The organism is Frigoribacterium sp. PhB118 (assembly GCF_003751725.1).
In the GTDB taxonomy this organism is placed as follows: domain Bacteria; phylum Actinomycetota; class Actinomycetes; order Actinomycetales; family Microbacteriaceae; genus Frigoribacterium.
Map to the genome: position 1 here is coordinate 107,811 of NZ_RKID01000004.1, position 24,342 is coordinate 132,152.

The 24,342-nt window shown below is 70.6% G+C and carries 20 protein-coding genes and 2 riboswitches; of the genes, 5 read left to right on the plus strand and 15 right to left on the minus strand.

Annotated features, from left to right (window positions below):
* Positions 1-50: 50 nt before the first annotated feature.
* From EDF21_RS12265 to EDF21_RS12280, 4 genes are read right to left on the minus strand one after another with little or no spacing between them, the layout of a single operon-like run.
* Entirely contained in the window at positions 51-1,346 is a 1,296-nt protein-coding gene (locus EDF21_RS12265; protein WP_082460573.1) for a citrate synthase, read from the minus strand.
* Between the two features lie 16 nt (positions 1,347-1,362).
* A complete protein-coding gene (gene dapC / locus EDF21_RS12270) occupies positions 1,363-2,463 on the minus strand; it encodes a succinyldiaminopimelate transaminase (protein ID WP_056048692.1) in 1,101 nt (366 codons plus the stop codon).
* A 10-nt stretch (positions 2,464-2,473) separates the two neighbouring features.
* Positions 2,474-2,800, minus strand: coding sequence for a ferredoxin (fdxA, locus tag EDF21_RS12275; protein ID WP_043595461.1), 327 nt, complete (start codon positions 2,798-2,800; stop codon positions 2,474-2,476).
* Positions 2,797-4,143 carry a PIG-L family deacetylase gene (locus tag EDF21_RS12280; RefSeq protein WP_123571555.1) on the minus strand — a complete coding sequence of 449 codons (1,347 nt, stop codon included), beginning with the start codon at positions 4,141-4,143 and terminating at the stop codon, positions 2,797-2,799. Before EDF21_RS12280 ends, fdxA begins: the two co-directional genes overlap by 4 nt.
* A gap of 175 nt (positions 4,144-4,318) precedes the next feature.
* On the opposite strand from EDF21_RS12280, the gene efeU reads away from it, so the two are divergent.
* From efeU to efeB, 3 genes are read left to right on the plus strand one after another with little or no spacing between them, the layout of a single operon-like run.
* On the plus strand, positions 4,319-5,218 hold the full coding sequence (gene efeU / locus EDF21_RS12285; protein ID WP_123571556.1) for an iron uptake transporter permease EfeU: 900 nt from the start codon (positions 4,319-4,321) through the stop codon (positions 5,216-5,218).
* Positions 5,215-6,411, plus strand: a complete 1,197-nt coding sequence (gene efeO, locus EDF21_RS12290; protein ID WP_056048703.1) for an iron uptake system protein EfeO — start codon at positions 5,215-5,217, stop codon at positions 6,409-6,411. Before efeU ends, efeO begins: the two co-directional genes overlap by 4 nt.
* Entirely contained in the window at positions 6,408-7,697 is a 1,290-nt protein-coding gene (efeB, locus tag EDF21_RS12295; RefSeq protein ID WP_056049203.1) for an iron uptake transporter deferrochelatase/peroxidase subunit, read from the plus strand. Before efeO ends, efeB begins: the two co-directional genes overlap by 4 nt.
* Positions 7,698-7,770: 73 nt before the next feature.
* Here efeB and EDF21_RS12300 read toward each other — a convergent pair whose 3' ends face one another.
* From EDF21_RS12300 to EDF21_RS12325, 6 genes are all read right to left on the minus strand, one after another.
* On the minus strand, positions 7,771-8,286 hold the full coding sequence (locus EDF21_RS12300; RefSeq protein ID WP_123571557.1) for a hypothetical protein: 516 nt from the start codon (positions 8,284-8,286) through the stop codon (positions 7,771-7,773).
* A gap of 121 nt (positions 8,287-8,407) precedes the next feature.
* On the minus strand, positions 8,408-10,318 hold the full coding sequence (gene typA, locus EDF21_RS12305) for a translational GTPase TypA (protein WP_043595466.1): 1,911 nt from the start codon (positions 10,316-10,318) through the stop codon (positions 8,408-8,410).
* A gap of 146 nt (positions 10,319-10,464) precedes the next feature.
* Positions 10,465-12,222: an ABC transporter ATP-binding protein gene (locus EDF21_RS12310; RefSeq protein WP_123571558.1), complete on the minus strand. Its 1,758-nt coding sequence runs from the start codon at positions 12,220-12,222 to the stop codon at positions 10,465-10,467.
* Entirely contained in the window at positions 12,219-13,172 is a 954-nt protein-coding gene (locus tag EDF21_RS12315; protein ID WP_056048708.1) for an ABC transporter permease, read from the minus strand. Before EDF21_RS12315 ends, EDF21_RS12310 begins: the two co-directional genes overlap by 4 nt.
* Positions 13,162-14,091 carry an ABC transporter permease gene (locus EDF21_RS12320; protein WP_043595472.1) on the minus strand — a complete coding sequence of 310 codons (930 nt, stop codon included), beginning with the start codon at positions 14,089-14,091 and terminating at the stop codon, positions 13,162-13,164. Before EDF21_RS12320 ends, EDF21_RS12315 begins: the two co-directional genes overlap by 11 nt.
* 149 nt (positions 14,092-14,240) lie before the next feature.
* On the minus strand, positions 14,241-15,863 hold the full coding sequence (locus EDF21_RS12325) for an ABC transporter substrate-binding protein (protein WP_123571559.1): 1,623 nt from the start codon (positions 15,861-15,863) through the stop codon (positions 14,241-14,243).
* 357 nt (positions 15,864-16,220) lie between these two features.
* Between EDF21_RS12325 and EDF21_RS12330 the strand changes: the two genes are divergently transcribed.
* The gene (locus EDF21_RS12330) at positions 16,221-16,979 is read left to right on the plus strand and encodes a CPBP family intramembrane glutamic endopeptidase (RefSeq protein WP_123571560.1); all 759 of its coding nucleotides are present in this window, start codon (positions 16,221-16,223) and stop codon (positions 16,977-16,979) included.
* A 279-nt stretch (positions 16,980-17,258) separates the two neighbouring features.
* Here EDF21_RS12330 and gcvP read toward each other — a convergent pair whose 3' ends face one another.
* The 4 genes from gcvP to EDF21_RS12350 all read right to left on the minus strand — a co-directional run bounded on the left by gcvP (position 17,259) and on the right by EDF21_RS12350 (position 22,785).
* Positions 17,259-20,078, minus strand: a complete 2,820-nt coding sequence (gene gcvP / locus EDF21_RS12335; RefSeq protein ID WP_233568505.1) for an aminomethyl-transferring glycine dehydrogenase — start codon at positions 20,076-20,078, stop codon at positions 17,259-17,261.
* A 104-nt stretch (positions 20,079-20,182) separates the two neighbouring features.
* Positions 20,183-20,560: a glycine cleavage system protein GcvH gene (gene gcvH, locus EDF21_RS12340; protein WP_056048718.1), complete on the minus strand. Its 378-nt coding sequence runs from the start codon at positions 20,558-20,560 to the stop codon at positions 20,183-20,185.
* A gap of 27 nt (positions 20,561-20,587) precedes the next feature.
* Complete coding sequence (gene gcvT / locus EDF21_RS12345; RefSeq protein WP_370274467.1) at positions 20,588-21,709, minus strand: glycine cleavage system aminomethyltransferase GcvT; 1,122 nt, start codon at positions 21,707-21,709, stop codon at positions 20,588-20,590.
* 261 nt (positions 21,710-21,970) lie between these two features.
* A riboswitch (glycine riboswitch) is annotated at positions 21,971-22,083 on the minus strand.
* A 1-nt stretch (position 22,084) separates the two neighbouring features.
* A riboswitch (glycine riboswitch) is annotated at positions 22,085-22,188 on the minus strand.
* A 144-nt stretch (positions 22,189-22,332) separates the two neighbouring features.
* Positions 22,333-22,785, minus strand: coding sequence for an SseB family protein (locus EDF21_RS12350; protein WP_123571563.1), 453 nt, complete (start codon positions 22,783-22,785; stop codon positions 22,333-22,335).
* A gap of 118 nt (positions 22,786-22,903) precedes the next feature.
* On the opposite strand from EDF21_RS12350, the gene EDF21_RS12355 reads away from it, so the two are divergent.
* The gene (locus EDF21_RS12355) at positions 22,904-23,395 is read left to right on the plus strand and encodes a hypothetical protein (RefSeq protein WP_123571564.1); all 492 of its coding nucleotides are present in this window, start codon (positions 22,904-22,906) and stop codon (positions 23,393-23,395) included.
* 37 nt (positions 23,396-23,432) lie between these two features.
* On the opposite strand, the gene EDF21_RS12360 is transcribed toward EDF21_RS12355, so the two are convergent.
* Positions 23,433-24,308, minus strand: a complete 876-nt coding sequence (locus EDF21_RS12360; protein WP_233568488.1) for a putative protein N(5)-glutamine methyltransferase — start codon at positions 24,306-24,308, stop codon at positions 23,433-23,435.
* Positions 24,309-24,342: the final 34 nt, after the last annotated feature.

The window sequence follows — 24,342 nt, forward strand, 5'->3', positions numbered from 1 at the left end:
AACCTGGCGTCGTGCCCACCCCTTCGCGTCGTGCCGATCGTTCCGGCGAACTAGCGCTGCGGCCAATCGCGTTCGGTCGCGCCCAGGTACAACTGCTGGGGGCGGCCGATCTTGGTCGTCGGGTCGGTGTTCATCTCGCGCCAGTGGGCGATCCAGCCGGGGAGGCGACCGATGGCGAAGAGCACCGTGAACATGCGGGGCGGGAACCCCATCGCCTTGTAGATGACGCCCGTGTAGAAGTCGACGTTCGGGTAGAGCTTGCGCTCGACGAAGTAGTCGTCGGCCAGGGCGATGCCCTCGAGCTCCATCGCGATGTCGAGCAGGTCGTCCTTCACGCCGAGCGACTCGAGCACCTCGGTGGCGCTCTCCTTGACGAGCTTGGCGCGCGGGTCGTAGTTCTTGTAGACCCGGTGGCCGAAGCCCATCAGCTTGACGCCGGCCTCTTTGTTCTTGACCCGCTCGACGAAGCGCTCGACACCCTGCCCGCTGTCGCGGATCTCGGCGAGCATCTTGAGGACGGCCTCGTTGGCCCCGCCGTGCAGCGGCCCGTAGAGGGCGCTGATGCCCGCCGAGATCGACGAGAACATGTTGGCCTGCGTCGAGCCGACGAGACGCACGGTCGAGGTCGACGCGTTCTGTTCGTGGTCCTCGTGGAGGATGAGCAGGCGTTCGAGCGCCTTCGACAGGACGGGGTTCACCTCGTACGGCTCGGCCATCGTGCCGAAGTTCAGCTTGAGGAAGTTGTCGACGAAGCTGAGCGAGTTGTCGGGGTAGAGGAACGCCTGGCCGAGGCTCTTCTTGTGTGCGTACGCCGCGATGACCGGCAGCTTCGCCAGCAGTCGGACGGTCTGGAGCTCGACCTGCTCGGGATCGTGCACGCTCATGCTGTCTTCGTAGAACGTCGACAGTGCGCCGACCGCGCTCGACAGCACCGACATCGGGTGGGCGTTGTGCGGCAGGGCGTCGAAGAAGCGGCGCAGGTCTTCGTGCAGCAGCGTGTGCCGCCGGATGCGCGCGTCGAAGTCGGCGAGCTGGTCGGGGGTGGGCAGTTCGCCGTAGATCAACAGCCAGGCCGTCTCGAGGTAGGTCGAGTTCTCGGCGACTTGTTCGATCGGATAGCCCCGGTAGCGCAGGATGCCCTGATCACCGTCGATGTAGGTGATCGTGCTTCGGGCGTTGGAGGTGTTCACGAAACCCGTGTCGAGGGTCGTGTAACCGGTCTGCTTGGTGAACGTCGAGATGTCGATCGCCGAGGCACCCTCGGTGCTCGCGACGATCGGGAACTCGGCTGTTCCCCCCGGGAACTGCAGCGTGGCCTTCTGGGCGTCGTTGGCAGTGTCAGTCACCCGGTCAGCCTAGCGGTCAGCCGCCGAGTCGCCCCACGGCGGCGTCGATGCGCTCGTCGGTCGTCGTGAGCGCCACTCGGACGTGGCGATCACCGGCAGGCCCGTAGAACGACCCGGGCGCGACGAGCACGCCGCGCTCGGCGAGCCAGGACACCGAGGCCCAGGCGTCCTCGTCCCGCGTGGCCCAGAGGTACAGGCCGGCCTCGCTGCGGTCGATGCGGAACCCCGCTGCCTCGAGAGCGGGCAGGAGGCGCGCTCGGCGGGCCGCGTACCGCGCCTTCTGCTCGACCACGTGGGCCTCGTCGGCCAAGGCGACGACCATGGCCTGCTGCACCGGGGCCGGCGGCATGAGGCCCGCGTGCTTGCGCACGGCGAGGAGCTGCCCGAGCACGTGGTCGCAGCCCGCGACGAAGCCCGCGCGGTACCCGGCGAGGTTCGACTGCTTGCTGAGCGAGTAGACCGAGACGACGCCGCGGAGGTCGTCGCCGACCACGCGTGGGTCGAGGATGCAGGGCGTGGGGCGGTCGGCCCACTCGCCCGTCCACCCGAGTTCGGCATAGCACTCGTCGCCGGCGATCACGGCACCGAGTTCACGCGCACGGGCGACGGCGGCGCGGAGAGCCTCGAAGCCCAGCACGGCCCCGTCGGGGTTGCCCGGGCTGTTCAACCAGACCAGCTTCGTCGAGACGGGCCACTCGGCCGGGTCGTCGGAGGCGAGGGCCGTCGCTCCGACGAGGGCGGCGCCGAGCGCGTAGGTCGGGTAGGCGTTCGTCGGGTAGACCACCGTGTCGCCCGGACCGATGCCCAGCCAGAGCGCCATGCCGGCGATGAGTTCTTTCGAGCCGATGGTCGGCAGGACGTTCGCGTCGCCGAGTCCGGTCACCCCTCGGCGGCGCGCGTACCACTCCGAGATGGCCGACCGCAGGGCCGGGGTGCCGGCGACCTGCGGGTAGGAGTGCGCGTCGGTCGCGACCGCGAGGGCCTCACGGACGACCTCGGGCGTCGGATCGACGGGCGAACCGACGCTGAGGTCGACGATGCCTCCGGGGTGGCGCCGGGCGGTGGCCGCGTACGGCACCAGGGCGTCCCAGGGGAACTCGGGCAGGTCGAGCGCCACGGGGGCCGTCCTAGGCGCCGGCGCCCTGAGGGGGCAACGCCGAGATCACGGGGTGGTCCTTGGCGATGACGCCGACCTTGGCCGCGCCGCCGGGGGAACCGATCTCGTCGAAGAACTCGACGTTGGCCTTGTAGTACTCGGCCCACTTGTCGGGCAGGTCGTCTTCGTAGTAGATGGCCTCGACCGGGCAGACGGGCTCGCACGCACCGCAGTCGACGCATTCGTCGGGGTGGATGTAGAGCGAGCGTTCGCCCTCGTAGATGCAGTCGACGGGGCACTCGTCGATGCAGGCACGGTCTTTGACATCGACACAGGGAAGTGCGATCACGTACGTCACGTCTGGGGGGTTCCCTTCGCGTCGGGCAGGGCGTCCAGCTTATCGTCTGCCGGCTGTGCCTCGACCGAGGAGGCGCGGGCCGCGTCGCGGGGCGGCGTCGCTCCCCCGGCGGCCGGGCCCCGCAATCGCGGCCACCCCAGCACCACGAGGCAGATCAGGAACACTCCGCCGAGCCAGACCAGGGCGGGCGTGTTGTCGGGCACGAGGATCGACCCCCCGGGACTCGCCTGCCACAGGACGACGAGCGCCCCGATGAGACCGACGGCGGCGGCCCCGGCCATCGCCCGCGAGCCGAAGACCGAGCGGAGACCGGCGAGGAGCGTGAGGCTCATGAGCAACGCGAGCACGAGCCCGGACCAGAACGGCGAGCCGGCGACGGTGATCGTCGACTGGTGCATGACGGTGCCGATGGTGCCGAACACGGCCCCGGCGGCGAGCGCCAGGACGAGCGCGACGACGCGTCCGCCCGTCGTCATCCGGGCCATCTCGGAATCGCCCTCGTCCACCGTCGGCTCGGGCACGAAGCGGAACGACTCGCGGACCGTCACGGACTCGACGGCGCCGTGCGGGAACCGGATGCCGGCCCGGCCACCCGGGAGGTCGACGACCTCGACCTGACTGCGGTGGTCGCGGAGTGCGGCGAGCTTGCGAGGAGCCACGTGACGCGTGTCGGTCGTCAGCACGGTGTCGTCGGTGGCGAGGGCCTCGGCCTCCGCCCCCTCGGCCGACTCGGCACCGGCCACGATCGCGAAGAACGGCACGCCGACGAGGCGGGCGGCACGCACGGCGACCCGGTTGGCCCGGACGTGGTCGGGGTGGTGGTACCCGCCGTCCTCGTCGTAGCTGACGATCGCGGTCGGGCGCACGGACTGGACGACGGCTGACAGGTCGCTCACGACCTCGCCGAACTCGGCGGCGCAGAACGCCGCGGGGTGCAGGTCGGGCGTCGGCCCGGCCACGCCGTCCGACCGCCAGACCATGCCGCTGTCGCGATAGACCCGTTCGGGGAGCCCCGGCGTGCGGGCACCGGCCGAACCGAGGAACCGGTGGTCGTCGACGCCGAGGTCTCGCATGGCGGCGGCGATCTCGCCCTCGCGGTGGACGGCGAGGGCGGCCTGGTCGGCCCGAAGGGCGGCGAGGTCGTCGGGGATCACCTCGCCCAGTTCGCCCCGGGTGCAGGTCACGACGGTGACCGCGGCACCGGCCTCGACCATCGCGGCGATGGTGCCACCCGTGGTGATGGTCTCGTCGTCGGGGTGGGCGTGGACGAAGAGCACGCGCTCGAGCCGAGGGTCGCCGGCGGTCGAGGGCGACGCGGGCGTCGGCGAGGCGGAGGAGTTCATCACTGGACAGGATATGCCGCGCCGCACTACTGTCGGTCTGGCTCAGGGTGCCCTTAGTGAGGTTAGCCTAACCATACCAGCCCGTTCGGTCCCTCTGCGGTCCGACCGGTCGACCGCGTCCCTGATCCCCATCCTGCTCGACGACGAGCTCCACTCCCCCGAGAAAGCCGTCCCCGTGCTCGCCAACTACCTCATCGGACTCCGAGAGGGCCTCGAGGCCGCTCTCGTGGTCGGCATCCTCATCGCCTACGTGGTCAAGGTCGGCCGACGCGACGTCCTCCCCCGCCTCTGGCTGGGCGTGGGCGCCGCGGTCGTCCTCTCGCTCGGCCTCGGCGCCGTGCTCTCCTTCGGCACCTACGGGCTGACCTTCCAAGCCCAGGAGATCATCGGCGGCGGTCTCTCGATCGTGGCCGTGGGCTTCGTGACCTGGATGGTCTTCTGGATGGCCCGCACCGCGCGCGGCCTGCGCGGCGAACTCGAGTCGGGCCTCGAGCGAGCCCTCGGCGGCGGCGCCTGGGCGGTCGTCGCGCTGGCCTTCCTCTCGGTCGGTCGCGAGGGCATCGAGACCGCTCTCTTCGTCTGGGCCACCGTGCAGTCGACCGGCGGCGGCGCGACGCCGCTGGTGGGTGCGCTCCTCGGCATCGTCACGGCGGTCGCCGTCCAGGTGGCGATCTACCGTGGCGTGGTCCGCCTCGACGTCGCCCGGTTCTTCCGGGTGACCGGCTACTTCCTCGTCGTCGTCGCGGCGGGCGTCCTCGCCTACGGGGTGGGCGACCTGCAGGAGGCGTCCGTGCTGCCGGGCCGCGCCTCCCTGGCCTTCGACGTGAGCGCTGCCGTTCCGCCGACCAGCTGGTACGGCACCCTGCTCCAGGGGCTCGTGAACTTCACCCCGACGCCGAGCTGGCTGCAGGTCGTCGTCTGGCTCGCCTACCTCGCCGTCGTCGTCCCCCTCTTCGTGCGGGCGACCCGCCGACGTCGACCCGGTACCACGACCCCGTCCGGCTCGTCCGCGACCCTCGGCACGTCCGTCCCCTCGACCACCCCGTCACCCCGCACCGCAGGAGCATCACGATGATCGCCAGCCCCCTCCGCCCCCTCGCCGTCGCCTCGGGCGTCGCCGCCCTCGCGCTGGCCCTGACCGGCTGCGTCGCGAACGCTCCCGCCGGCTCCTCCGCGGCCACCGCCGTGACCGTCGACGGCTCCGACGACACGTGTTCGCTCTCGACCACCTCGGTCCCGAGCGGCCCCGTCACGTTCACCATGACGAACACCGGCAGCGACAACAGCGAGTTCGAACTGCTCGCCGACGACGGTCTCCGCATCATCAGCGAGAAGGAGAACATCGGCCCCGGCACGACGGGCTCGATGACGGTCTCGGTGCCGGCCGGCGACTACTACACCGCCTGCGTCCCGGGACTCGTCGGAGAAGGCGTCCGCGCCTCCTTCACGGTGACCGACTCGGGCGCGGCCGTCGAGGCGACGGGCAGCGAGAAGCAGCAGATCGACGCCGCGGCGACGGCGTACGTAGGCTACGTGAAGGACCAGACCGGGCAGCTCGTCACGGCGACCGACGAGTTCCTCGCCGCGTACACCGCCGGCGACGACGAGAAGGCCCGGTCGCTCTACCCGTCGGCGCGGGCGCACTACGAGCGCATCGAGCCGGTGGCCGAGTCGTTCGGCGACCTCGACCCGAAGATCGACTTCCGCGAGGCCGACGTCGAAGCCGGCACCGAGTGGACCGGATGGCACCGCATCGAGAAGGACCTCTGGCAGCCCGCGGCGTCCGAGAACGGAGGCGCGGCGTACGTCCCCCTGACGGCCGACGAACGTGCCCACTACGCCGGCCTGCTGACGAGCGACACGAAGGACCTCTACGACGAGGTCACCGCGGACGACTTCACGGTCGGGATCGACGCGATCGCCAACGGCGCGGTCGGCCTGATGGACGAGGTGGCCACCGGCAAGATCACCGGCGAGGAAGAGATCTGGTCGCACACCGACCTCTACGACTTCCAGGGCAACCTCGAGGGCGCCCGGGTGGCGTTCGACGGCGTGCGCGACATCGTCGACCAGAAGGACCCCGAGCTGGCGACCTCCATCGACGACCGGCTGACGAAGGTCGAGACGCTGCTCGCGGGGTACGGCAGCCTCGACACGGGGTACCCGTCGTACACCGACCTGACCGACGCCGACAAGAAGAAGCTGTCGGATGCCGTCAACGCCCTCAGCGAGCCGCTCAGCGAGCTCACCTCCGCGCTGGTCGCCTGACGGTGACGGAGGGAGGCGGCCTCTCGCGCCGCGGTCTGCTGGGACTCGTCGGGACGGGCGTCGGAGCCGGCGTCCTCGGCCTCGGGGTCGGAATCGGCACGGACCGAGCCGTGCAGGCCCACGCCGACGGGTCCTCCGGGGCCTCGCCGTCGTACCCGTTCTTCGGTCGGCACCAGTCGGGCATCGTCACCGCCGCGCAGGACCGCCTGCACTTCGCCTCGTTCGACGTCGCGGACGGGGTCTCCCGCGCCGAACTCGTCGAGCTGCTGAAGGACTGGAGCTACGCCGCGTCGAGGCTGACGGCCGGCCTCGACGTCAGCCCGACGGGCGCCACGGGCGGCAGCCCCCTGGCACCTCCGGACGACACGGGCGAGGCCACGGGTCTGCCCGCGGCCGGGCTGACCGTGACGATCGGGTTCGGTCCGTCGCTGTTCACCACGAGCGACGGCACCGACCGTTTCGGGCTCGCCTCGAAGCGGCCTCCGGCCCTCGTCGACCTGCCCCACTTCTCGGGCGACCAGCTCGTGGCGGCCGCGAGCGGCGGCGACCTCTGCGTACAGGCCTGCAGCGACGACCCGCAGGTCGCGGTGCACGCGATCCGCAACCTCTCGCGGATCGCCTTCGGCCGCGCCTCCCTGCGGTGGTCGCAGCTGGGATTCGGTCGGACCTCGTCGACGACCCGTGGCCAGACGACGCCCCGCAACCTCTTCGGCTTCAAGGACGGCACGGCCAACGTCAAGGCCGAGGACGTCACCGCGGTGGAGGACGGCGTCTGGGCGACCGCGTCCGACGGCGCCGGGTGGATGAGCGGCGGCTCGTACCTCGTCGCGCGCAAGATCCGCATGACGATCGAGACGTGGGACCACGCCTCGCTGGCCGAGCAGCAGACGGTCGTGGGTCGGGACAAGGGCGAGGGGGCTCCGCTCTCGGGCGGCACCGAGTTCACGGCCCCCGACTTCGCCGCGTCCGCCCCGACCGGTGGCGGGCCGGCCATCGCACCCGACTCGCACGTCGCCCTGGCGCACCCCCAGAACAACGACGGGGCCACGCTGCTGCGCCGCGGCTACAACTTCGTCGACGGCAACGACGAACTCGGCCGCCTCAACGCCGGGCTGTTCTTCATCGCCTTCAACCGGGACCCGCGGCGGCAGTACGTGCCCATCCAGCAGGCGCTGTCGCGGAACGACCGGATGAACGAGTACGTGAAGCACGTCGGATCGGGCATCTTCGCCGTTCCACCGGGGGCGTCCCAGGACGGCTGGGTGGGCGAGACCCTCTTCGCCTGACGCGACCGTCGGGCCCCGGGACTCGCCGAGACCCGCGGGACTCGCACAGTCCGTCGGGATGCGCCGCGGTCGCTCAGACGGACGTGACGACGTAGGTGGCGATCGCCTGGCCCTCGCTGTCGGTCGAGACGGTGAGCACGACGCGGTAAGCGGAACCCGTGAACGTGCCGAAGCCGCTCTCGGCGTCGGTGTCGACCCCGGAGGCCGTGAACCCGGCGGCCTCGAGCTGCTGTTGGGCGACGGTGAACTGGTCGGCACCCGAGACCGCGATCTGGGCCACCCAGCCGGTGCCGTCGGGACCGGCTCCCCCACCGCGGGTCGTCCCGGGGACGAGCGGGACCTCGGTCGGGAAACTCGCGGGCAGGGTGCCGTCGGTCGTGATGCCGGCACCGTTCAGCGCCTCCCCGGCGGCGTCCTCGACGGCCTTCTGCGCCGTGCCCTTGAGGCTCTCGATGCCGCTGTCGACCGCGCCACCCACGATGTTGTCGACGGGCGAGCCCGCGCCGCAGGCGGTGAGGCCGGTCACGAGGCCGGCCGCCAGCGCGAGCGTGGCGGCGGAGCGGGCGAGGGTCGTCTTCTGCATCAGCACCCCGCGAGGCTAACCGCGGTCGCTGAGGGCGGGCGTGGAACGTGCCGACGATGCACGAAGGAGGCGGCCCGCATTGGTGCGGACCGCCTCCTCGATGGGTGGTGCGGTGGAGCGGTGCTGCTTAGGCGTTCTGCTTCTTCAGGCGAGCGGTGCTGCGCTGGCGGGCGCTGGCGTCGAGCTCGACCTTGCGGATGCGGATCGCGTCGGGGGTGACCTCGACGCACTCGTCGTCACCGGCGAACTCGAGGGCCTCTTCGAGAGAGAGCACCTTGGAGGGCGTCATCGACTCGAAGTTGTCGGCCGTCGACTGACGCATGTTGGTCAGCTTCTTCTCTTTGGTGATGTTGACGTCCATGTCGTCGGCGCGCGAGTTCTCGCCCACGACCATGCCCTCGTAGACCTCTTCGGTCGGCTGCACGAAGAACGACATGCGCTCTTGCAGGTTGATGATCGCGAAGGGGGTGACCACGCCGGAGCGGTCGGCGATGATCGAGCCGTTGGTGCGGGTCGAGATCTCGCCGGCCCAGGGGCCGTAGCCGTGGCTGATGCCGTTGGCGATGCCGGTGCCGCGCGTGTCGGTGAGGAACTGCGTGCGGAAGCCGATCAGGCCGCGCGAGGGGACGATGAACTCCATGCGGACCCAGCCCGAGCCGTGGTTCGCCATGTTCTCCATGCGGCCCTTGCGGGCGGCCATGAGCTGCGTGACGGCGCCGAGGTACTCGTCGGGCACGTCGATGGTCATGTGCTCGAACGGCTCCTGGAGCTTGCCGTTCTCGTCACGACGCGTGACGACCTGCGGCTTGCCGACGGTGAGCTCGAAGCCCTCACGGCGCATCTGCTCGACGAGGATGGCCAGCGCGAGCTCGCCGCGACCTTGGACCTCCCATGCGTCGGGACGTCCGACGTCGAGGACCTTGAGCGAGACGTTGCCGACCAGTTCGCGGTCGAGGCGGTCCTTGACCATGCGGGCGGTCAGCTTGTGGCCCTTGACCTTGCCGATGATCGGCGAGGTGTTCGTGCCGATGGTCATCGAGATGGCCGGGTCGTCGACCGTGATGGTCGGCAGCGGGCGCACGTCGTCCGGGTCGGACAGCGTCTCGCCGATGGTGATGGTGTCGAAGCCGGCGACGGCGACGATGTCGCCGGGGCCCGCGCTCTCGGCGGGGTAGCGGCTGAGGGCCTTCGTGATCAGCAGCTCGGTGATCCGTGCGTTCTGGACGGAGCCGTCGGACTTGACCCAGGCGACCGTCTGGCCCTTCTGCAGGGTGCCGTGGAAGACGCGGAGGAGCGCGAGACGACCGAGGAACGGCGAGGCGTCGAGGTTGGTGACGTGCGCCTGCAGGGGGTGCTCGTCGTCGTAGCGCGGTGCCGGCACGTGCGTGAGGATCGCCTCGAAGAGGGGCTCGAGGTCGGGGTTGTCGGGCAGCGAGCCGTCGTCGGGCTTGTTCGTCGACGCGGCGCCGTTGCGACCCGAGGCGTAGACCACGGGGACGTTGAGGATGGCGTCGAGGTCGAGGTCGTCGACCTCTTCGCTCAGGTCGCTGGCGAGACCGAGGAGGAGGTCCTGGCTCTCGGCGACGACCTCGTCGATGCGCGCGTCGGGGCGGTCGGTCTTGTTGACCAGCAGGATGACGGGCAGCTTGGCCGCGAGGGCCTTGCGCAGCACGAAGCGCGTCTGGGGCAGAGGGCCCTCGGACGCGTCGACGAGCAGCACGACGCCGTCGACCATCGACAGGCCGCGCTCGACCTCGCCGCCGAAGTCGGCGTGGCCGGGGGTGTCGATGACGTTGATGGTGATGGGGCCGTCGGTCGCGTGGGCACCGTTGTAGAGCACCGAGGTGTTCTTCGCGAGGATCGTGATGCCCTTCTCGCGCTCGAGCTCGTTGCCGTCCATCATGCGGTCTTCGGTGTCGAAGTGCGCGTCGAACGAGTTGGTCTGCTTGAGCATGGCGTCGACGAGGGTCGTCTTGCCGTGGTCGACGTGGGCCACGATCGCCACGTTGCGCAGGTCGCTGCGGATGGCAGTCGCCATGGATGTATTCCTTACGAGAAGAGAGAGGGGGAAGTGGTCGGGTCGGAGCCCGGCGGGAACAGTCTACGGCACGTGGTAAAGGGGCCCCTCCGCCGTGCTCTCGGCACGGCGGAGGGGCCCCTTCGACACCAGGAGGCGCGGGTCGACTACCGGCCGAACTCGAAGTTCGCGCCGGGGATCGCCTCGAGCAGTTCGCGGGTGTACTGCTGCGCCGGGTTCGCGAAGATGTCGTCCGTGGTGCCGGCCTCGACGACGCGACCCTTCTGCATGACGCTGACGTTGTCCGCGATGAGGCGGACGACGGCGAGGTCGTGCGTGATGAAGAGGTAGGTCAGCCCGAGTTCGGTCTGCAGGTCGGTGAGCAGGTCGAGGATCTGCCCCTGGACGAGGACGTCCAGTGCCGAGACCGCCTCGTCGAGGACGATGACGTCGGGCTTGAGGGCGAGCGCCCGAGCGACGGCGATGCGCTGGCGCTGACCACCGGAGAGCTCGTTCGGGTACCGGTTGACCGTCGACGCGGGCAGGGACACCTGGTCGAGCAACTCGCGGACGCGGGCTTGACGGCTGGCCCGGTCGCCGATGCCGTGCGTGACGAGCGGTTCGGCGATGGTGTTGCCCACGCTGTACATCGGGTCGAGCGAACCGTAGGGGTCCTGGAAGACCGGCTGGACGCGACGACGGAAGTCGAAGAGCTCGCGGCCCTTCAGCGCCCCGACGCTCTGGCCGCCGACCGCGACGGTGCCCGAGGTGATCGACTCGAGCTGGAGCACGAGCTTGGCCACGGTCGACTTGCCCGAACCGGACTCGCCCACGAGTGCCATCGTCGTGCCCCGCGGGATCGAGAAGGACACGTCGTCGACGGCCCGGAGTTCGGTCGTCTTGAAGCCGCCCTGGCGGATCTTGTAGACCTTGGACAGGTTCGTCACCGAGATGTACTCGGAGTCCTTCTTGCCGGCCTCCTCCCGCTGACGGGCGCGAGCGATGAGCTCGGCGTCGTCGGCGCCTTCGTCGGAGATCGCGAGCCCGTGGGAGTGCGTGGGTGCGATGCTCGACTGGATGCGCTGGCTGGCCAGCGAAGGAGCGGCGGCGACGAGTCGCTGCGTGTAGGGGTGCTGAGGATTGGCGAGGATCTCTTTGGACGGCCCCGACTCGACGACGCGACCCTTGTACATGACGACGAGCTTCTCGGCCCGTTCGGCGGCGAGGCCGAGGTCGTGCGTGATGAAGAGCACCGAGGTGCCGTAGTCGCGGGTCAGGGTCTCGAGGTGGTCGAGGATGCGGCGCTGGACGGTCACGTCGAGGGCCGAGGTGGGCTCGTCGGCGATCAGGAGCTTGGGCCGCGACGACAGGCCGATGCCGATCAGCACACGCTGGCGCATGCCGCCCGAGAACTGGTGGGGGAACTGCTTGAGGCGGTCGCCCGCGTCGTTGAGCCCGGCCTCCTTCAGGACGTCGATGGCTCGCTGGCGCACGGCCTGCTTGCCGGTCGCGACGCCGTTCGCCCGGATGGCCTCCTCGACCTGGAAGCCGATGCTCCAGACGGGGTTGAGGTTCGACATGGGGTCCTGCGGCACGTAGCCGATGTCGCGACCACGGATGGCCTGCATCTCGGACGCGCTGACCTTCGTGAGGTCCTTGCCCTCGAAGAGGATCTGGCCGCCGGTGACCTCTCCCGTGCCGGGCAGCAGGTCGATGATCGACGTGGCGGTCGTCGACTTGCCCGAGCCGGACTCGCCCACGATCGCGAGGCTCTCGCCCTGGCGGATCGTCAGGTCGACCCCGCGCACGGCGTCGACGTACCCGGCCTGCGTCTTGAAGCCGATCTTCAGGCCCTTGATCTCGAGCAGGGGCGTCGAGGACGACGCGGTGCCCGCCGTCTCGGGTCGGGTTGAGGTGTCGGTCATCGACGTGCCCTCGCCTTCGGGTCGAGGGCGTCGCGCACGACGTCGCCCATGAGGAGGAACGACAGCACCGTCACGGACAACGCCGCTGCGGGCCAGAAGAGGGGCATCGGCGCGACGCGGAGCGAGTTGCGTGCGGCGTTGATGTCGTTGCCCCAGGACATGGTGCTCGGCGGCAGCCCGATGCCGAGGAACGACAGCGTCGCCTCGGCCACGATGAACGTGCCGAGTGAGACGGTCGCCACGACGATGACCGGGGTGATGGCGTTCGGCACGACGTGTCGGACCAGGATGCGGAAGCGGGACACGCCGAGCGCCGCGGAGGCCGTGACGTAGTCGGCGGCCCGGGCGCTGAGGACCGAACCACGCATGACGCGCGCGATCTGGGGCCAGGCGAACACCGACAGCACGAGGGCCACGGTGAGGGGCGTCCTGGTCGGCAGGATGGACATCAACACGATGGCACCGAGGACGGTGGGGATCGCGAAGAAGATGTCGCCCAGGCGCGAGACGATCGCGTCGAGCCATCCGCCGTAGAACCCGGCGAGCGACCCGATGACGATGCCGACGATCGTGACGATGATCGTCGCCAGCAGTCCGACGGTCAACGAGGCACGGGTGCCCCAGACGATGCGGGCGAACACGTCCGTTCCCTGGAAGGTGAAACCGAGCAGGTGCCCGGCCGACGGGCCCTCGTTGCTGCGGGGCAGGTCGGCGGCCGTCGGCGAGACGCTGGTGAACAGCCCCGGGAAGAGCGCCACCATGATGACGACGACGATGAGGAACGCCGCGATCCAGAACGTCGGGCGACGCTTCATGGCGTCCCACGCGTCGTTCCAACTGCTGCGGGGTTTCTCGGACTCGTCGATCGCGTCGACGGCCTTGACGGGCGTCTCGTCGAGATCGGCGACGAAGTGGTCGGCGGACAACGCCGACGAGTCGTTACTTGGCATAGCGGATCCTCGGGTCGAGAAGGGCGTACAGCAGGTCGACGAGGAGGTTGGCGATCATGAAGATGATCACCATCACGGCGACGAACGAGACGACGGTGGGGCCCTCGCCGAGCGTGATCGCCCGGTAGACGGTTCCGCCGACGCCCTGGATGTTGAAGATTCCCTCGGTGACGATGGCACCGACCATCAGCGAACCGATGTCGACGCCGAGGTAGGTGACCACGGGGACGAGCGAGTTGCGCAGGATGTGCACCGTGACGACGCGGCCACGGGTGAGGCCCTTCGCCGACGCGGTGCGCACGAAGTCCGCGCTCGAGTTCTCGGACACGGAGGCGCGGGTCAGGCGGACGATGTACGCGAACGACACCGAGGCGAGCACGATGGCCGGCAGGACGAGTTCGTCCCAGGGCGCCTGCGAGCTGACCGTCGTGCGGAACAGGCCGAGCTGGATGCCGAAGACGTACTGCAGCAGGAATCCGATGACGAACGTCGGCACCGAGATGAGCAGCAGGCTGACGACGAGGGCGCTCGTGTCGAAGAGCTTGCCCTTGCGGAGCCCGGCGATCAGGCCCACGACGATGCCGGCGACGGCCTCGAAGAGCAGGGCGAGCATCGCGAGCCGGAACGTGATCGGGAACGCGCGGATCAGCTCGTCGACCACGGGACGCCCGGAGAAGGTCGTTCCGAGGTCGCCGGTGAACAGGCCGCCGATGTACAGCAGGTACTGCACGATGAACGGTTGGTCGAGGTTGTACTCGGCGCGGATGGCCTCGATGACGGCCGGCGACGGGGTCTTGTCGCCGAACAGCGCCGCCACGGGGTCACCGGGCAGCGCGAAGACCATGAAGTAGATGAGGAACGTCGCCCCGAAGAAGACGGGGATCAGTTGGAGGAGCCGGCGTCCGGTGTACCAGAGCATCAGGCTTCCTCGGACGTCTGCGCGTGCATCGTTATCGCAATCGTGTGGAGGGAGAGGTGGGTGGGCCCGCCGAAGGGGTCCGAACAGTGCGAACACTGCCCGGACCCCGTCGAGCGTCGGTCGAGCGCGTGAGCGACGACCTTACTTGGTTACTTGGTGATGTTCTCGTAGATCGGCACGGAGTCCCAGCCGTACTCGACGTTGCTCACCGTGTCGGCCCAGACGCCGTTGACGTTCGCGTACCACAGCGGGATGATCGGCAGGTCCTTGAGCAGGACCTCCTGGGCCTTCTGGTACGAGGCGTTCGCGTCGTCCACGTCGCTCGCGGCGCTGCCCTCGGCGAGCAGGTCGTCGAACTCGGGGTTCGAGTACTTGCCGTCGTTCGAGCTGCCGTCGGTGGCCATCGTCGGGTACAGGAAGTTGTACAGCGACGGGTAGTCGGCCTGCCATCCCGAACGGAAGGCACCGGTCATGGCACCACCCGAGGCGTCGGTGCGGAACTCGGCGAAGGTCGGGTAGGGCTTGCCCTCGGCCTTGATGCCCAGCGTCTTCGAGATGTTCGCGGTGACCGCGTCCACCCACTCCTGGTGTCCACCGTCGGAGTTGTAGCCGATGGTGAACGTGGTGTCGCCGTAGGGCGAGATCGCGTCGGCCTGGTCCCAGAGGTCCTTGGCCTTGTCGGAGTCGAACGAGAGGACGCTCTCACCCTCGAGCTCGTCGGTGTAACCGGGGATGACGGGCGAGGTGAAGTCCTTGGCCGGCGTCCGCGTGCCCTGGAAGATGACCTTCGTGACGTCGTCGCGGTTGATGGACATCGAGATGGCCTGACGACGCAGGTCGCCCTCTTCGTCGTCACCGAAGTGAGCGAGGTACTGCGGGATCGTCATGCCCTGGAAGACCGCGGCGGGCTGGTTGACGTTCGTGTCGGGGAAGTCGCTCTGGTACGTCTGGAACGCCGCCGGGCCGATCTGGTCGAGCACGTCGAGGTTGCCACCCTGCACGTCGGCGTAGGCCGAGTCGAGCGAGGTGTAGAAGTTGATGTCGAGCCCGCCGTTCTTCGGCTTGCGGTTGCCGTCGTAGTCGGGGTTCGTCTTGAGCTTGATGCCCTGGTTGTGCGTCCAGGCGCCTTCACCGTCGAGCATGTACGGGCCGTTGCCGACCGGGTTCTCGCCGAACGCGGCGGGGTCGGCGTAGAACGACTCGGGCAGCGGCGAGTAGGCCGAGTAGCCGAGGCGCAGCGGGAAGTCGGCTTCGGGGGTGTTGAGCGTGACCGTGAACTCGGTCGGGCTCTCGACGGTGAGGTCGAGGTCGCTCTGCTCGGTGTCGCTGTAGCCCTTGAAGTTCTCGAAGAACGAGCTGCCGGACGAGTTCGCGACGTTGTCGAAGCTCGCCGCCCAGTTCCAGGCCTTCGTGAACGACTCGCTCGTGACGTCGGTGCCGTCGGTGAACTTCCAGCCGTCCTTGAGCGTGACGGTCCACACGGTGGCGTCGTCGCTCTCGATGCTGTCGGCCACCTCGTTCTTGGTGGTGCCGTCGGCGTTGTAGCTGACGAGACCGGCGAAGATCGAGGTGACGATGCGGCCACCACCGGTCTCGGTGGTGTTCGACGGGACGAGCGGGTTCTCGGGCTCGGTGCCGTTCGTCTTGATGATCGCGGTAGCGTCACCGGACGACGTGTCGTCGTCCCCGCTGCCGCTGGCGCAACCGGTGAGGACGAGTGCTGCCGTCCCCACGACGGCGACGGCCGACAGGCCCATGCGCGTCTTCTTCAATGTTCCTCCTGATGCGGGAAAGGACGCAGCACTGTGCCCAGGGGCCGTGCCGCGTTGGATGGTGTGAGCCTAGGCACCCCGTTCGGGCATCACCAAACCCCGACGTCAACGGTTACACGACGGAAACCAACTCGCCGGATCGTTGCGTCGGCACCCGGTTCGTTGCGCGTGGGGCCTGAAGTTCGCATGAATCGGCTGCGAGAAATCCGCCACCTGGCAGGTATTGTTCTCCGCCACGGCAGGAGGCGCGGGTCGGCCCACCCACGCCGGTCCCGTACGATCGCCCCCGTGAGCCGCCCCCAGGACCCCGCCTCCGCCGTGACACCACGCGATGCCCTCGCACCGCGCCCGGCCCCGATGACGCGTGCGCGCCTCCGGGTCGAGATCGCGATCGTCCTCGGCCTCTCGCTCGGCGCGTCGGCCGTGTACTCGGTGCTCTCGATCGTGAACCGGCTCACCCAGCAGACCGCCCTCTCGCAGCAGACCGCCACGCTGAACTCACCACTGAGCAGTCGGGAGTTCTTCGACCTCGCCTACCAGGTGCTCGGCGTCGCGGTGGACCTCGTGCCGGTGGTGCTCGTGGCTTTCCTGCTGTGGCGCGAGGAGCGACCCCACCTGGGACGTCTCGGCGTCGACTTCTCGCGTGCCGGACGGGACACCCTCGGCGGCGTCGGGCTGGCCCTCGCCATCGGCATCCCCGGCATCGGCCTCTACCTCGTGGGCAAGGCGCTCGACCTGACGGTCACCGTCGTGCCGACGAACCTCGGCGAGCACTGGTGGACCGTCCCCGTGCTGCTGCTCTCGGCGCTGCGCGCGGGGGTGACCGAGGAGGTGATCGTCGTCGCGTACCTCTTCGCGCGCCTCCGCGACCTCGGTTGGCGCACGTGGTCGATCATCGTGACGGCGGCCCTGCTCCGCGGCAGCTACCACCTCTACCAGGGGTTCGGCGCCTTCGTCGGCAACGTGGTCATGGGCGTCGCCTTCGGCTGGCTCTACGTACGGTTCGGCCGGGTGCTGCCGCTCGTCGTCGCGCACGTCCTGATGGACGCGGCCGTCTTCGTGGGTTACCCGTGGGCCGCGACGACCTTCCCCACCCTCTTCGGGCTGCCGTCCTGACGCACCGGGAGGGATCGTCCGGGGACGCTCGCGGGCGGAACTGGGTCTTGACACTCGTTCGGGGGGCGAGTCTGATGTACCCACGGGTCGGAGCACCCCGAGCTAGCCACACAGCGTGAGCTGTCCCCCGGGCGTCGATCGGGACGGTCGCCGCTACGTGAACGCCCTCCGCGACACTCGGCGGCCGACGCCCGAGGGACCCAGAGGGAACCGCCAGCACTCGACGGGATCGGGTGCTGGCGGTTTCCCGTCCGAGGCGCGGTCGGCGCCCGACGCGATCTAGGCGAACGCCTCGGCCGGCGGGCAGTTGCAGAACAGGTTGCGGTCACCGTAGGCCTGGTCGATGCGACGCACCGGCGGCCAGTACTTGCTGCGCACGAGCGAGCGGACCGGGTACACGGCCTCTTCGCGGCCGTACTCGGCGGTCCACTCGCCCACGACGACCGACTCGGCCGTGTGGGGCGCACCGCGCAACGGGCTCGACTCGGCGGTGTACCGACCAGCCGCCACGGCGTCGGCTTCGCCCTTGATCGCGATCATCGCGTCGACGAAGCGGTCGATCTCGGCGAGGTCCTCGCTCTCGGTCGGCTCGACCATGAGGGTGCCCGCGACGGGGAACGACATGGTCGGGGCGTGGAAGCCGTAGTCGATGAGGCGCTTGGCCACGTCGTCGACGGTGACCCCGGTCGCGTCGCGCAACGGCCGCAGGTCGAGGATGCACTCGTGCGCGACGAGGCCGTTCTCGCCCGCGTACAGCACGGGGAAGTGCTCGCGGAGGCGGGCGGCGACGTAGTTGGCCGCCAGGACGGCCGCCCCGGTCGCCCGGGTGAGGCCCTCGGTGCCCATCATGCGCACGTAGGCCCAGCTGATCGGCAGGATGCTCGGCGACCCGTACGGAGCACTCGAGACGGGCACGCCGGCGTGGGCGAGACGGTCCCCCTCGGCCGCGGGGGCCGAACCCGGGCGACGGTCGGCCTGCTGGGCCATCGGGTGACCGGGCAGGAAGGGCGCGAGGTGGGCCTTGGCCGCGACCGGACCCACGCCCGGACCGCCCCCACCGTGCGGGATGCAGAAGGTCTTGTGCAGGTTGAGGTGCGAGACGTCGCCGCCGAAGTCACCGAAGCGCGCCACCCCGAGCAGGGCGTTGAGGTTCGCCCCGTCGACGTAGACCTGGCCTCCGGCCGCGTGCACGGCGTCGGTGAGGGCGACGATGTCGTGCTCGTACACGCCGTGCGTCGACGGGTAGGTGATCATGAGCGCCGCGAGCTGGGCCGCGTGCTGCTCGACCTTGGCGCGCAGGTCGTCGAGGTCGACGTTGCCGCCCTCGTCACAGGCCACCACGACGACGCGCATGCCCGCGAGCACCGCGCTGGCCGCGTTCGTGCCGTGCGCGCTCTGCGGGATCAGGCACACCGTCCGCTCGCCGTCGCCGTTCGACAGGTGGTAACCGCGGATCGCGAGGAGACCCGCGAGTTCGCCCTGGCTGCCGGCGTTGGGCTGCAGCGAGACCGTGTCGTAGCCCGTGACCTCGGCCAGCCATCCCTCGAGCTGACCGATCAGGTCGAGGTACCCCGCCACGTCGTCGGCCGGGGCGAACGGATGCACGCCGGCGAACTCGGGCCAGGTGACCGCGGCCATCTCGGTCGCCGCGTTGAGCTTCATCGTGCAGCTGCCGAGCGGGATCATCCCGCGGTCGAGCGCGTAGTCCTTGTCGGCCAGGTGCTTGAGGTAGCGCATCATGCTGGTCTCGCTGCGGTGGGTGCGGAAGACCGGGTGCGTGAGGTAGTCGCTCGTCCGCAGCAGCGCCTCCTGCAGGCCCGAGGGTGCGGCATCGTCGAGCAGCTCGACGCCGAGCACCTCGGCGACGACCCGGACGTCGTCCCGCGTCGTGGTCTCGTCGAACGAGAGACGGACGCAGTCGTCGTCGACGGCGTGCAGCAGGTAGCCCCGAGCGTGTGCCGCGGCGACGATCTCGGCCGCCCGACCCGGCACGAAGACCTGGAGGGTGTCGAAGAACGAGTCCCGCTCGAGCTCGAGCTCGCTCGCCCCGATCGCGGCCGCCAGGTCGGAGGCGTGGCCGTGCACGCGCGTCGCGATGTGCCGCAGCCCCCAGGGGCCGTGGTAGACCGCGTACATCGACGCCATCACGGCGAGCAGCACCTGTGCGGTGCAGATGTTCGACGTGGCCTTCTCGCGACGGATGTGCTGCTCGCGGGTCTGCAGGCTGAGGCGGTAGGCGGGCTGCCCGACGGCGTCCTGCGAGACCCCGACCAGGCGCCCGGGCAGCTGACGCTCGAGCCCCGTGCGGACGGCCATGTAGCCCGCGTGCGGACCGCCGAAGCCCATCGGCACGCCGAAGCGCTGGCTGGTGCCCACGGCGACGTCGGCCCCGAACTCGCCGGGTGCCTCGATCAGCGTGAGCGCGAGCAGGTCGGCGGCGACGACGGCCAGACCGCCCTGGGCGTGGGCCGCCTCGACGACGGCGCGCGGGCTCCAGACGGACCCGGACGCCGCGGGGTACTGGACGAAGAGGCCGAACGACTCGGGCAGCTCGGCGGGGTCGAGCACCGAGAGGTCGAGCTCGACGAGTTCGATCCCGACGGCCTCGGCGCGGCCGGCGAGCAGGGCCTTGGTCTGCGGGAAGGTGTCGCTGTCGACGACGAAGACGTCGGTCTTCGCCTTGGACGCACGGCGGGCCAGCAGCATGCCCTCGACGACGGCCGTGCCCTCGTCGAGCATCGATGCGTTGGCGGTCGAGAGCCCGGTCAGCTCGGCCACCATCGTCTGGAAGTTGATGAGGGCCTCGAGTCGACCCTGCGAGATCTCGGGCTGGTACGGCGTGTAGGCGGTGTACCAGCTGGGGTTCTCGAGCACGTTGCGCTGGATGACGGCCGGGGTGACGGTGTCGTAGTACCCGAGACCGAGGAGGCTGCGCGAGACGCGGTTGCGCCCCGCGAGCGCCCGCAGCTCGGCGAGCGCCTCTTCTTCGCCGATCGGCTCGGGCAGCACGCTGCCCTCGACGGGTGCGGCGTGGATCGCGTCGGGCACGGCGGCCGCGACGAGCGACTCGACGCTGTCGTGCCCGACAGCGGCGAGCATGGTCGCCTGGTCGTCCGGGGTGGTGCCGACGTGGCGGTCGACGAAGCCGGTGGCGACCTGGTCGGACCAGCCGCCGAAGACGGACCCGCCCGTCTGCTCGGCGCTCATTCGGCGGTCAGCGCGACGTACTCGTCGCGCGAGAGCAGGCCCTGGCCGTCGGTCGACGACAGGGTGATCTTGATGAGCCAGCCGTCGCCGAACGGGTCGCTGTTGACGAGGTCGGGGCTGTCGACGACGGCCTGGTTGGCCTCGAGGACCGTGCCGAGCGCGGGGGCGAACAGCTCGCCGACCGACTTGGTCGACTCGATCTCGCCGACGACCGTGCCGGTCTCGACCTCGGTGCCCTCGGCGGGCAGGTCGACGTAGACGACGTCGCCCAGCTTGTCGGCGGCGTAGTCGGTGATGCCCACGGTGGCGGTGTCGCCGTCGATCAGGAGCCACTCGTGCTCGGCGGTGTACTTCAGTGCGGTGAGATCGGTCATGGCCGGTCCTTTCGAGGGAGGGGGTGCCTAGGAGCGCTTGTAGAAGGGCAGCGGGACGACGGTGGCGGCGACGGCGGTGCCGCGGACGTCGACGGCCAGGGCGGGACCGCGGTCGACGACGTCGGGGTCGACGTAGGCCATGGCCACCGGGTGGCCGAGGGTGGGCGACAGCGCGCCGCTCGTGACCTCGCCGACGACGGTGCCGTCGTCGGTGACGACCGGGTAGCCCGCCCGGGCGGCCCGGCGCCCCGTGAGCGTCAGTCCGACGAGGACGCGGGCACCGGCGGCGGGCTCGACGTTCGAGCGCCCGACGAAGTCCTTCGAGGTGTCGACGACCCGGCCGAGCCCCGCCTGGTCGGGGCGGACGTCGAGGCCGAGTTCATGGCCGTAGAGCGGCATGCCGGCCTCGAGACGGAGCGTGTCGCGACTGGCCAGCCCCGCGGGGACGATCCCCCGGGGTCCGCCGGCCTCGGCGATCGCGGCCCACAGCGACGGGGCGGTCTCGGGGTCGACGTAGAGCTCGAAGCCGTCCTCGCCGGTGTACCCGGTGCGCGCGATCAGCACGGGGGCGTCGTCGAAGGTGGCCTGCAGCACGCGGTAGTACCGCAGCGTGGACAGCGGGGCGTCGGGCTGGAGGCGGTCGGCCGTGACGAGTTCGTCGAGCACGCCCTCGCTCTCGGGCCCCTGGACCGCGATCAGCGCGGTGTCGTCGCTCTCGTCGTCCACGGTGACGTCGAACCCGGAGGCGCGGGTCGCCAACGCCGCGAACGCCGCCTCGCGATTGCCCGCGTTGGCCACGACCAGGAAGTCGTGCTCGTCGAGGCGGTAGACGACCAGGTCGTCGACGATCCCGCCCTCGGCGGCGAGCAGGAGCGAGTACTTCGCCCGCCCGACGGCGATGGTCGAGAGGGTGCCGGCCAGGGCGTGGTCGAGGAAGGCGCCGGCGTCGGGCCCCACCACGGCGATCTCGGCCATGTGCGAGAGGTCGAAGAGCCCCGCGGCGGTGCGGACGGCGTGGTGCTCGGCGAGGTCGGAGTCGTAGCGGACCGGCATCTGCCACCCCGCGAAGTCGGTGAAGACGGCGCCGGCGGCGACGTGGACCCCGTGCAACGGGCTGTAGCGCTCGTCGGGCTCGTCGGTACCGGTCAGGTCGTGGGCGTCGCCCGGCCCGGTGGCGATGCCCTCGGTGCCGTCGTCGGAGAGGACGACGTCGCCGTCGAGCACGGCGGACGCGTCGGCACCGCCGAGGTCGTCGTCGTCGGGCCCGGGGGCGGCGGGAAGGTTCGAGGCTGCGTCGGACATCGTGCTCCTGAGAGGGACGGACCGGCCGCCAGGTGTCTCGGCCGGGAACGGTGTCGTGCGGATGGGGCACGACGGGGCAGCCCCGTCCGGCGGTCCGCCGGTCGGGGCTCCCCCTCTGTCATGGGCCTGAGAGCTTCACCGGCCGAGGCCGGTTTTCACCGTGGGCGAGGACCGGCGAGGGGGTCTGTCGACCGCCTCGCGCCTCCTGCTTTTCAGAGTGGCCAGTCCGTCGCGGTACGCGTACCTGAGAGATTGGCGGGGAGCTTGCTCCTTCGGTGCCCGGTCGGCGCAGTCTCTGCGCACCGGGGCTCTCCCGCGACGTGTTCGTGGCCCGATGTTCGATTGTGGCGCCAGCCTAGCGTCGTCGTGTGACACGCAGGTTTCGGGATCTCACGCGATCCGGGCCACCCGGACGACGACGGACGCCCCGACCGGGTGCGGTCGGGGCGTCGTGGGGTCGTGCGGGTGCGTCAGACGGCGCGGGAGGGCTGCCCGGGCTCGGGCGAACCGGCCGCCTCGTGCTGGGCGACGAGCTTGCGCACGTCGTCCGCCAGTTGGGCGACGCCCTCGGGCAGCATCTCGAAGCCCTCGCGGTTGCCCGGGTTGACGACGAGGCCGGTCTCGGCCGGGATGGCCTGGACGAGTTCGGCCGCCGGGAGGGTCGCCGAGAACTCGGCGACGCCCCTGACCTGCTCGCCGATCATGTCGACGTGCGTGAAGGCGGCCAGCATGGGCACGCCCTCGCGGTCGAAGAGCACGGGCTGCAGGTCGTTCAGCGACTCCTGCGCGTCGGTGGCCGTGGCGACGACGACCTGGGCGTTGACGAACTCGGCGAGCACGCTGTTCATGTCGCCCTCACCCGCCTGGCCCTTGCTGATGGCCTGTTCGAGTGCGGTCTTTTCGCGGTTGTCCGTGTCGGTCATCCGACCAGCCTGCCGGGCGAACCTCCGTGTCGGCTCAGCGTCGCGCGTGGTGGGCGGCCCGGCCACTCGCTACCCTGTGCAACACCCCGCCGTGTCGCACCCACCTCGAGGAGCCCTCGTGCCCCGTAGCCTCCGCCCGTCCCACCGAACCGCCGCCCCGGCCCTCGCCGTCACGGGTCTGGCCCTCGTGCTGCTCGTGTCCGGGTGCGCCGGGAGCGCCGGGGGCGCGCCGGCCTCGTCGCCGGGCCCGACGGCCGCGGCGTCGCGGACCCCCACGCCGACGGCCTCGGACGATGCGACGGCCCTGCCCGACGCCACCGCGCTCCCGACGACCGAGCCGCCCGCCCCCGCCACGGCCCAGGCCCAGGAGGCGCCCCCCGCCTGGCACGCGTGCGTCACGGCGATCGGTCAGCAGTACCCCGACCTGCCGTACCTCGGCGACGTGTGGGCCTACGAGGCCGACGACGTCCGCGACAGCGCCACGGGCGCCGTGGCCACCGTCACGATGGGCCACCTCGCCGACGGCCGCCCCGCGACGGAGTGGACCTGCCAGATCTCGGGCACCCCCGACGCCCCGGTCGTCGACTCCGTCACCCCGGCCGACGTCTGAGTCCGGTCACGGACCACCGCGCCGGGGGCCGACCGCCTCACCGCGCGACGGCGACGACGACCGTGCCGTCGATCTCGTCGTCGCGCACGACCCGGGCCCGCAGGCCCGCGGCGACCAGCGCCTCCTGCGTGTCGGGAGCCTGACGCTCGCTCGTCTCGAGGACGAGGGTGCCGCCCGGTGCCAGCCACTCGCCGACCTCGGCGGCGATCCGTCGGTGGAGGTCGAGCCCGTCGGCCCCGCCGTCGAGGGCGAGCGACGACTCGTGGAGGCGCGCCTCGGGCGGCAGGGACGAGATCGCCCCGGTCGGCACGTAGGGCGCGTTCGCCGCGATCACCCGGAACCGGCCGCGCAGCGACGGGGGCAGCCCGTCGAACAGGTCGCCCCGGACGACGGTCCCCCTCCCGTCGAGGTTGCGACGGGCGCAGTGCACGGCGACCGGGTCGAGGTCGGTGGCCCAGAGGTCGAGACCGGGGTGCTCGGCGGCGAGCACGGTCGCGACGGCGGCGGCACCGCAGCAGAGCTCGAGCACGGTGGGGGAACGGGTCGCCGGACCGCAGCCCTCGTCCACGGGTGCCGCATCGTCCACGAGCGCCGCGGAGGCCTGCCCCAGGACCAGCTCGGTCCGGCGGCGGGGCACGAAGACGCCCGGCTCGACGACGATCCGCCGCCCCGCGAACTCCGCCCAGCCGAGGATCTGCTCGAGCGGTCGTCCGGCGACGCGGTAGGCGACCATCGACTCGAGCGCGTCGGCGTCAGCGTCGGCGTCGGCCTCGGTTCCGGCGTCGGCGTCGGGCCGGGTTCCGGCGTCGGCGGCGGCCACCAGCAGGCGCGCCTCGTCCTCGGCGAAGACGCAGCCCGCGGCTCGGAGGCGACGCGCGACGATCAGCTCGCGGTCGGTCTCCGGGATCGTCACGCGCCCACGCTAGACCGACGCGTAGGCTGACGAG

What these genes read in the sequence shown, in the direction of transcription:
- EDF21_RS12280 (WP_123571555.1), bottom strand. Translation starts at nt 4,143, where the DNA reads ATGAACTCCTCCGCCTCGCCGACGCCCGCGTCGCCCTCGACCGCCGGC.
- efeO (WP_056048703.1), top strand. Translation starts at nt 5,215, where the DNA reads ATGATCGCCAGCCCCCTCCGCCCCCTCGCCGTCGCCTCGGGCGTCGCC.
- typA (WP_043595466.1), bottom strand. Translation starts at nt 10,318, where the DNA reads ATGGCGACTGCCATCCGCAGCGACCTGCGCAACGTGGCGATCGTGGCC.
- EDF21_RS12310 (WP_123571558.1), bottom strand. Translation starts at nt 12,222, where the DNA reads ATGACCGACACCTCAACCCGACCCGAGACGGCGGGCACCGCGTCGTCC.
- EDF21_RS12315 (WP_056048708.1), bottom strand. Translation starts at nt 13,172, where the DNA reads ATGCCAAGTAACGACTCGTCGGCGTTGTCCGCCGACCACTTCGTCGCC.
- EDF21_RS12320 (WP_043595472.1), bottom strand. Translation starts at nt 14,091, where the DNA reads ATGCTCTGGTACACCGGACGCCGGCTCCTCCAACTGATCCCCGTCTTC.
- EDF21_RS12330 (WP_123571560.1), top strand. Translation starts at nt 16,221, where the DNA reads ATGACGCGTGCGCGCCTCCGGGTCGAGATCGCGATCGTCCTCGGCCTC.
- gcvP (WP_233568505.1), bottom strand. Translation starts at nt 20,078, where the DNA reads ATGCTCGCCGCTGTCGGGCACGACAGCGTCGAGTCGCTCGTCGCGGCC.
- gcvH (WP_056048718.1), bottom strand. Translation starts at nt 20,560, where the DNA reads ATGACCGATCTCACCGCACTGAAGTACACCGCCGAGCACGAGTGGCTC.
- EDF21_RS12350 (WP_123571563.1), bottom strand. Translation starts at nt 22,785, where the DNA reads ATGACCGACACGGACAACCGCGAAAAGACCGCACTCGAACAGGCCATC.